General features: G+C 38.5%; 8 protein-coding genes. All 8 read right to left on the bottom strand.

What is annotated here, in order from left to right:
• Window positions 1–197: 197 nt before the first annotated feature.
• Window positions 198–2,996, bottom strand: a complete 2,799-nt coding sequence (gene ileS / locus HMPREF0819_RS00275; RefSeq protein ID WP_004230745.1) for an isoleucine--tRNA ligase — start codon at window positions 2,994–2,996, stop codon at window positions 198–200.
• Window positions 2,997–3,327: 331 nt separating this feature from the next.
• Window positions 3,328–4,092, bottom strand: a complete 765-nt coding sequence (locus tag HMPREF0819_RS00270; protein ID WP_004230744.1) for a DivIVA domain-containing protein — start codon at window positions 4,090–4,092, stop codon at window positions 3,328–3,330.
• A gap of 10 nt (window positions 4,093–4,102) precedes the next feature.
• Entirely contained in the window at window positions 4,103–4,888 is a 786-nt protein-coding gene (locus HMPREF0819_RS00265; RefSeq protein ID WP_004230742.1) for a YlmH family RNA-binding protein, read from the bottom strand.
• Complete coding sequence (locus tag HMPREF0819_RS00260; RefSeq protein WP_004230741.1) at window positions 4,885–5,142, bottom strand: YggT family protein; 258 nt, start codon at window positions 5,140–5,142, stop codon at window positions 4,885–4,887. Before HMPREF0819_RS00260 ends, HMPREF0819_RS00265 begins: the two co-directional genes overlap by 4 nt.
• A 3-nt stretch (window positions 5,143–5,145) precedes the next feature.
• Window positions 5,146–5,751 (bottom strand): cell division protein SepF, encoded by a 606-nt coding sequence (locus tag HMPREF0819_RS00255; protein WP_004230740.1) that lies wholly within the window; start codon window positions 5,749–5,751, stop codon window positions 5,146–5,148.
• 12 nt (window positions 5,752–5,763) lie between these two features.
• Complete coding sequence (locus HMPREF0819_RS00250) at window positions 5,764–6,438, bottom strand: YggS family pyridoxal phosphate-dependent enzyme (protein ID WP_004230739.1); 675 nt, start codon at window positions 6,436–6,438, stop codon at window positions 5,764–5,766.
• Window positions 6,438–7,763: a cell division protein FtsZ gene (gene ftsZ, locus HMPREF0819_RS00245; protein WP_004230738.1), complete on the bottom strand. Its 1,326-nt coding sequence runs from the start codon at window positions 7,761–7,763 to the stop codon at window positions 6,438–6,440. Before ftsZ ends, HMPREF0819_RS00250 begins: the two co-directional genes overlap by 1 nt.
• A gap of 20 nt (window positions 7,764–7,783) precedes the next feature.
• On the bottom strand, window positions 7,784–9,157 hold the full coding sequence (gene ftsA / locus HMPREF0819_RS00240) for a cell division protein FtsA (RefSeq protein ID WP_004230736.1): 1,374 nt from the start codon (window positions 9,155–9,157) through the stop codon (window positions 7,784–7,786).
• Between the last annotated feature and the right edge of the window lie 51 nt (window positions 9,158–9,208).

Raw genomic sequence — 9,208 nt, 5'->3', positions numbered from 1 at the left:
AAGGACATCAAGAAACAAGCCTTTGGATTCAGAAATTTCGACAACTTCAAAACAAAAATACTTATCACTTTGAACATCAAGAAAGAGAGGACCAAAGTCCTCTCTCGCATGTGATTATAAGTCAACCCACTACAGTTGACAAAGAACCAAAAAAACGAACTCAAATTGAGTTCGTTTTTCTGATAACTATAGTGTTATTATTTTGCTTTTACTTCAAAACCTTCTGCTACTGCTTCTGGGAAGTTAGCTTCAACGATTTCAGCACAGTGATCACAAACTGTAACACCGTATGAACGTTCTTTAGATGTTGGGTCTACGCGACGGCAACGATCACAAACTTCACCTTCAGCGTGAGCAACTGTAAATGCGACACCATCAAAAGCAACAGCATCAGCTGGAGCAGCTTCATCAGTAACTGTCAATTGTGATACGATAAGCAATTGAGCAATATCGCTATCAAGGGCAGCAAGAAGAGTTTTCACTTCTTCGCCAGCATAGATAGTCAAATGAGCTTCCAATGATTTACCGATAACTTTAGCGTTACGAGCTTCTTCTAAAGCTTTTTGAGCTTGGTTACGAAGTGTCATGAAGGCATCCCATTCTTCAAGAATATTTTCTTGTCCTTCGAAGACTTCAGCATCTGGTAATTCAGATAATTGAACGAATTCTTCTGGTTCGAATTCAAGGTATGACCAGATTTCTTCAGCAGTGTGAGGAAGAATTGGTGTCAACAACTTAGTGATTTTAACCAAGATATCGTAGAAGACTGTTTGCATTTGACGACGGGCAATGTTATCTGCTGCTTCGATATAAACAACATCTTTGGCAAAATCAAGGTAGAATGCTGACAAATCAACTGTGATAAAGTTAACAACAGCTTTGTAAATTGTCATGAAATCATAATCTTCATAAGCTTTACGGATTGTTGCTACCAATTGGTTGAATTTAACAGTCATGTATTTATCAACTGAACGCAAATCTTCGTAAGCTACCGCATCTGTATTTGGATTGAAATCAGTTGTGTTAGCAATCAAGAAACGAAGTGTGTTACGGATTTTACGGTAAGTTTCTGATGTTTGTTTCAAAATATCCATTGAGATACGAACATCGTTGCTAGAATCAACGCTAGTTACCCAAAGACGTAAAATCTCAGCACCAAATTGTTTTTCTACATCACTTGGAAGGATTGTATTTCCGAGTGATTTAGACATTTTTTCACCTTTACCATCAAGGACGAAACCTTGAGAAAGCACAGCTTTGTAAGGTGCGTGTCCGTTAACAGCAACTGAAGTGATTAATGATGAGTTGAACCAACCACGGTATTGGTCAGAACCTTCAAGGTAAAGGTCAGCTGGATATTCCAAATCTTCGCGAGCGTTCATAACACCATTCCATGAAGAACCTGAATCGAACCATACGTCCATGATATCAGTTTCTTTAGTGAATTCGCCATTTGGTGAACCTGGGTGTGTGAATCCTTCTGGAAGAAGGTCTTTAGCGTCACGTTCCCACCATACAATTGAACCAAATTCTTCAAACAAGTCAGCAACGTGGTCAGTTACTTCTTTTGTCATAATAGCTGTACCATCTTCAGCGTAGAAGATTGGAAGTGGAACACCCCATGCACGTTGACGAGAGATAACCCAGTCACCACGGTCACGAATCATATTGTAAAGACGAGTGCGACCCCATTCTGGATAGAATGTTGTGCGCTCAATTTCATCAAGAATATCTTGACGGAATTTAGAAACAGATGCAAACCATTGTGGTACTGCACGCCAGATGATAGGTTTTTTAGTACGCCAGTCAAATGGGTATGAGTGAGTGATAACTTCGCTAGCAAGCAAAAGATCACCAAGCTTTTCTTTAACAGTTGGAACAACTTTATCGTAGAATTGACCTTGGAATTCAGGGCCTGCATTTTCCATCATGATACCACGTTCGTCTACTGTAACAGCAACTTCAAGGTTGTATTTAACACCAACATTGTAGTCATCTTCACCAAAACCAGGGGCAGTGTGGACAACACCAGTACCTGAGTCAAGTGTAACGTGGTCACCAAGGATAACAAGTTCGTCTACTTCTGTATCCCATGGGTGTTCAGTAACGATGTATTCAAGTTCAGTACCTTTGTGTTTTGCAAGAACTTCAAATGATTCCCAACCAAATTTTCCAGCAAGGCTATCAAGAAGTGCTTCTGCAACAACAAATTTACGATCATCGTTAGCAGGTTTTACAACAACATAATCCATATCAGGACCAACTGTCAAACCACGTGAAGCTGTTACTGTAAATGGAGTTGTTGTCCAAACAACGATGTAAGTATCAGTATCAAGAACACCTTTACCATCTTTAACTTTGTTAGCGTAGTAAAGTGATGTTGAGTCAATATCGTGATATTCAATTTCAGCTTCTGCAAGAGCAGATTCTGATGACCATGACCAGTAAACTGGTTTCGCACCACGGTAGATGTAACCTTTATCAGCCATTGCACCAAATACACGAATTTGAGCTGCTTCATACGCAGGAATAAGAGTCACGTATGGATTTTCCCAGTCAGCAGATACACCAAGACGTTTGAAATCTTCACGTTGTTTATCTACTTGGCTAAGTGCGTATTCACGACACATTGCAAGGTATTCAGTCAAAGGAATTTCTTTACGTTTTACACCTTTTTTAGCCAAAACTTGTTCAATTGGAAGTCCGTGTGTGTCCCAACCAGGAATATAAGGAGCACGGAAACCAGACATTGATTTAGAACGCACAATAATATCTTTAGAAATTTTATTCATGGCGTGACCAACGTGGATGTTTCCGTTAGCGTATGGAGGTCCATCGTGGAGGTTGAATGAAGGTTTACCTTCGTTTAATTGTTGACGTTTTGCGTAGATGTCAGCTTCTTCCCATTCTTTTTGCCATTTAGGCTCTTTGTTTGGGAGTCCAGCACGCATTGGAAAAGCAGTTTTTCCAAGATTAAGCGTTTCTTTTAATTTCATGACTACTCCTTATAATAAATACTATTCAACTGTCAAAGGATTGTTAACCAACGACAGAAAAATGACAATGTTTCTTAGGTGATAAAACAAAAGAGCCTTCGTCTCAATAAGGACGAAAGCTCGTGGTACCACCTTAGTTTAGAAATTTAGGCACACCAAACAATGGAGTGAAAATCTAAATTTCCCTCTTTAAACCCGTAAGGTGAGTTTGTCCCTTTTATCTTACTCAATTCAGATAAAATATTAGAAAAGGATAACTGATATCCCAGAGATTGCTGGCCTCGCACCATCGCCTGCTCGCTGTAAATGTAGAATATCAATCGCGTTTTTCTTATTCTTCAATATTTAATTTAAATGTTTGAGTTTCGTTAAGATTGATGTCGTCTGCTTCGCTATCATCAATTACTGGAAGTTTTTGTGTTTCTTCAAGATGTTTGTTTCCTGCTTCAACACGACGTTGCAATTCTTCCATTTCTTCTGGAGTGAATTGACGAGTAGCATCCATTGACATTTCATCGTCAGTTTCAGGCATTTCTTCTTCCAAAACTTTTTCAACAACTTCACGGAAAGCTGCATCAGAATTTTGAAGGTAAACTGCAGTTGGTTGCAACAATTCTGTCCATTCTGGTGAATCTGTCAAACCAAGTTGACCTTCGATAGCAGCAACCAAACGTTGGTGGAAGACACGTGTTTGACGTTTCAAATCTTCTGTTTCCACTGCAACACGTTTAGCTTCATCAGTTGCATCACGCAAAATTTGATTAGCTTTTGATTTAGCTTCATCAATAAGATGTTGTGCATCGTAGTTTGCTTTGCTAACAAGGTTAGCTGCTTCATCGTTAGCTGAAGTTTTTACTTTTTCAGCAGTTTCTTGAGCAAGAATAACAGATTGGCTCAAAGATTCTTTCATTTCATCGAAGTAAGCAAGTTTATCTTCTAAGTCTTTAATTCTGTTTTCTTGTTCATGATTACGACGAACCAAGTCTTCGTAGTCTTCTACAACGATATCAAGAAATTCGTTAACTTCTTCTTCGTCATATCCACGAAATTTTAGTTTAAATGTTTTATCTTTAATATCAAGTGCTGTGAGTGCCATTGATTTCTCCTTATTTATGTATCATCTCATCTACGGTCAATTTGATTTTTCTATTTTTAGTAAGCCCATTCTCGCTTAAAATAGAAAATCGACCAAATCCTCTAACACTAATCAAATCTCCAACTTGAAGTATTTCCGAAGGTCTATCAATCGACTGATAGTTGAGTTTTACCTTTTCAGCGTTTACTAACTGAATTGCTTGACTTCTGGAAAGCTTCAATACTGTTGCTAAAACCTTATCCAATCGCATGCTTGAAACCATGATGTCTAATTGCTGTGACTCTTTTTCACCGACAATTAAATTATCAAGTGGAATCTCTTTTAAGTTTACGCTAGCTTTAGCTATCTTAGTAACATTAGCCCTAAAATAATCAACCATATTTCTAGTCACTAATAGCTGAGCATAACCAGATTCAACCAAAATATCACCAATGATATGTCGCTTAATTCCAAGTCTATTAAGCAAAGTTCCCATTATTTGAGCATGAGTTAATTGATTGAACTTTGAATTATACTTCACTTCTAACAAAGCTAATTCAAAGTCATCAAGATTAAGCTCATAATAATCAGGAGCAACTAGTAGTCGTGCGTACTCCGCTGGGTAATAATCACTCGAAACAAAGTAACGCAAGCCCCTATTACCAAGAACGCTTCTAGCAATCTCAAGCTGTCGAGGATTTAAAAAATCTGTTAATGAATAAGCGTATGTCTCTTCAACGCGCTGAGCGATATCATCAATTTTCTCGATGAAATCATACTCATCTGGTCTAAAGTGCTGATAAATATCTTTTTTCATCCGAGTAAAAGCATTACGAGAAAGCGACTTAGTAGATTTAAAGCAATAAACACAGCCCAAATCGTAAAATCAAGTCCCATAAATTGTAGATTTAAACGTCGAAATGGTTTAACTATCGGATCAACAACTTGAACCAATAAGCGACCTAAACCAGTATCATACGCACCTGGGAACCAAGATAAAAGTGCATACGCAATTAGCAGATAAGAGTAAAATTGAATGGTTTTTAATAGTACAATTAATACAAAAATCATATATTAGCGTCTCTTCATGTCAAAGTCAAAACCAACATCTTGTCCCGCATTTGGGATAGGAAGTTCTTCAAGATTGACAATGACATTTGATGGTGTCAATAAATACATTGAGCTGCCAACTTTTTGAAGACTTCCATAAAGAACTTTACTTGCACCATCAATAAAATCTAAACAGCGACGAGCTTGTGCATCAAGCATGTATTGAAAATCAATTAGAACACATTCGTTAACAATCAACAAATCAACAATTTCTTGAGCATCCTCATATTTACGAGGATATTTCAAAGCAATTGTTGTAGTTGCTTGACTGTTACGAGCCTGTAATTGCTCTTCAGGACGTTGATTTAAATGAGCGTGCTGATTTTCATCAAAAGCACGTCGAGGTTGAGGCTGTACACGTTGACGAGCTGCAGCAGATTGAGACTGTTGAGTACGAATAGATGAAACTGGTTGTGACTCAACTCGTCTTTGTGCTGGCTGCGGTTTAACCTCTACTTTTGGTTGAACACGAGGCTGTTGCACATCGTCTTCAACTGTTTCTTCAACATCACTTACCTCATCAGTATCGAAATAAGAGATTAGTTTGTCAAATTTATCTTTAAATGCCATGTTTTTCTCCCATTACTTAAAGAATGATGAACCAATTCGAACAAAGGTTGCTCCATTGCGAATCGCAATTGGAAAGTCTCCGCTCATCCCCATACTCAATTCAGTAAAAGGCATATGAGGTAAGTGTCGTTCTTGTAAGTCTTGTCTCAATTGGTCAGCTTTCCCAAAAATGTCATCAATTTCACTGTCAGAAGCATTTTTAGGAGCCATCGTCATCAATCCAACAATTTCTACTTTATCAAAGTTAGAGATTTGCTCTAAAGCCTCATCAATCTCAGAGACTTTAAAGCCATGTTTACTCTCTTCCTCAGAAATATTAATCTGCAAGAAGCATTTAATGGGATGTTCTGCTCGTTTCTGAATTTCAGCTGCTAACTTAACAGAATCTAAGGCATGGAAATAATCGACATAGTTAATAACATTTTTAACTTTGCGTCGCTGAAGTGTTCCAATCAGATGCCACGTTAAATTCTTATCTTTAAGCGCCTCGTATTTATCCAAAAACATATCGACCCTATTTTCACCAATATGTTCAATACCTGTGTCAATAAGACGAGCAGCAACACCACTATCAACATACTTCGTCACAGCAATAACTTTGACACTTTCTTGTGAACGATTGGCTGCTTTAGTTGCATTAGCAACCTGTTCAAAAACAAGGTCCTTATTCTTTTGAAAATCGGTCATTAACGATTTTTGAAGAATGGTGGTGTTTCAAGTTCATCATCAGCATCTTCATTTGCTGTAAATGTTGACATTGTTAATTTGCTATCTAATTCACCTTCTGTTGGGCGTGCGATGTTGTCTCGACGAAGATCCCAGTTTCCAAATGAATTTTCTTTTTGTTGTGATTGGTTAGCAGGTTGTTGTGGAGTTGGCATTGCATGATTTTCACTCATATCGTAGTCAAAATTTGAACGTCGTTCAAATGCTGCTTGGCTAGGTTGTTGTGAACGTTCTGATGCGTATTGTGCTCCTGCTGCTTGTTGTGCATTATTATTTGTAAATGAACGAGTAGTTGGTTGAGTACGGAAATCAGCAACTTGTTCTGCACGATCTTGATGAACACCTGTAGCAACAACTGTTACACGAATTTCATCTTTCATTGTGTCATCAATAGATGTACCAAGCCAGATATTAACACCTTTACCAGCTGCTTGACTGATGATTTCAGAAGCTTCTTCTGCTTCAGTAAGAGTCATGTCAAGACCACCTGTTACGTTAACGATAACATCTTCAGCACCATCAATTGTAGTTTCAAGAAGTGGTGAGAAGATTGCTTTGCGAGCAGCTTCAGTAATACGTTCTTCACCAGTACCGATACCGATACCCATAAGAGCGTTACCTTTATTAGCCATAACTGTTTTAACATCGGCAAAGTCAAGGTTGATAAGACCAGGATTTGTAATCAAATCAGTGATACCTTGAACACCTTGACGAAGAACGTTATCTGCTTCACTAAGAGCTTCAAGAAGTGGAGTTTTCTTATCAACAATTTCAAGAAGGTTGTTGTTTGAGATGATAAGCAATGTATCAACTTGTTCACGAAGTTCTTGAATACCTTCTGCAGCAAAGTTGCCACGTTTGTTACCTTCAAAACCAAATGGACGTGTTACAACTGCAACTGTAAGAGCACCTAAGCTTTTAGCAATGCGAGCAATAACTGGTGCAGCACCTGTACCAGATCCTCCACCCATACCAGCAGTAATGAAGACCATATCAGCTCCTGTAAGAGCTTCTGTCAATACTTCTTCGCTTTCTTCAGCAGCTTTACGACCGACCTCAGGTTGTCCTCCAGCACCAAGTCCACGAGTCAATTTAGGGCCTAACTGAATAACAGTTTCAGCTTTTGATGAGCTCAATGCTTGGATATCTGTGTTTGCTGCGATAAATTCAACACCAGCAACTCCTTCATCAATCATGCGGTTGATGGCGTTACCTCCGCCACCACCGACACCAATAACTTTAATAACTGCACCTTGTACAGATGCTGTGTCAAATGAAAATGCCATTTTTATTCCTCACTTATTGTTTAGTCAAACATACTTCCAAAAATACCACGAACACGTTCGCTCAATTTTGATTTTGGCTCTTCGTGTCTTTGAACAGGTTGAACTGGGGCTGGCTGCGGAACCATGTTTTCGTTAGCAGTTACAGCTGGTTCATTGTCATAAACTACTCGTGGTTGAACTTGTGGTTGTGGTTGTGGTTCAAAATCAACAGGTTTACGACGAAGTAATTCTTCACCAGAAACCGCACGTTGAGCAATAACGTCAACTTCACTCATTATACCAACGTATTCAACTAAGCTAATAACGTTAGCAAACATTGGGTTACGGATTCCGACTTGATTTGGAACATGTAATTTAACAGTTGTTCCAAAGATTTCTTGAGCAACTTCAACAACACCTGGCATGATTGCTCCACCACCAACAAGAATAATTCCTCCTGGTAAGTCAAGTAAACGACCACGTTCTAAATCTTGTTTTACACGATCCAAAATGTGACGAACTCGTGCAGAAATAATTTCTGACAAGTAACGTTCACTAACTGAAATTGGAGATTCACTTCCCACAACATCAACTTGAACAGTTTCTGAAGTACTTGCTTCTTCTAAGTTTGCTTGACCAAAATTAAATTTAAGTGCTTCAGCAATTTCCATAGAAGTTTTCAAGACTTTTGCAATGTCCTTAGTAACGTATTCGCCACCTTCAGGGTAGATATTTGTGTATTGCAATTCTTGTGCACGCATTGACGCAACGGTAGTTTGACCACCACCCATATCAATCACTGTAGCACCGAACTCACGTTCACCTTCGTTAAGAACTGATTTTGTCAAAGCAAGAGGTGAAATGATTACATTTTCAACGCTAATGCCTGCACGCTCAACAGTTTTACGAAGATTGTGAAGAATTGTGGTTGGTCCAGTATAAATCAAGCCACGCATCTCTAGACGGATACCCATCATGCCACGTGGATCACGAATTCCTTGGAAACCATCAACGATAAATTCTTCTGGAATCAAAGAAATAACTTCACGTTCTGGAGTGATGCTTTTTGTTAATGCTGATTTAACAACACTGTCAACATCTTCATCTTTGATTTCTTTTGATTCACTAGGAACAGGAATCATACCTTGAGTTGGTTCGATTTGAAGGAGATTAGCAGGAAGACCAACGTTAATTTTGTCAATTGTCATTCCAGCTTTTTCTTCAGCCTGTTCAACCGCTTTTTTGATTGATTCTGCAGCTGCTTCAATATCTATAATAATACCGTCTTTTACTCCCGTACTGGGAACGTTACTCACGCCAATCACGTTCATTTCACCAGAAACAAATTCGGCTACTAGAACTTTAATCGAGCTTGTTCCAATATCTAATCCTGTAAAAAAGCCATTTCTAGCCATTCACTCGACCTCACTATCTTTCCAATCATTTACTATTCTAAAATCTGCATA

Origin of the sequence: Streptococcus equinus ATCC 9812 (genome assembly GCF_000187265.1) — a bacterium.
GTDB classification, from domain to species: domain Bacteria; phylum Bacillota; class Bacilli; order Lactobacillales; family Streptococcaceae; genus Streptococcus; species Streptococcus equinus.
Note: the sequence above shows the minus strand (reverse complement) of the source record. Positions and strands in the feature narration are given on the sequence as shown.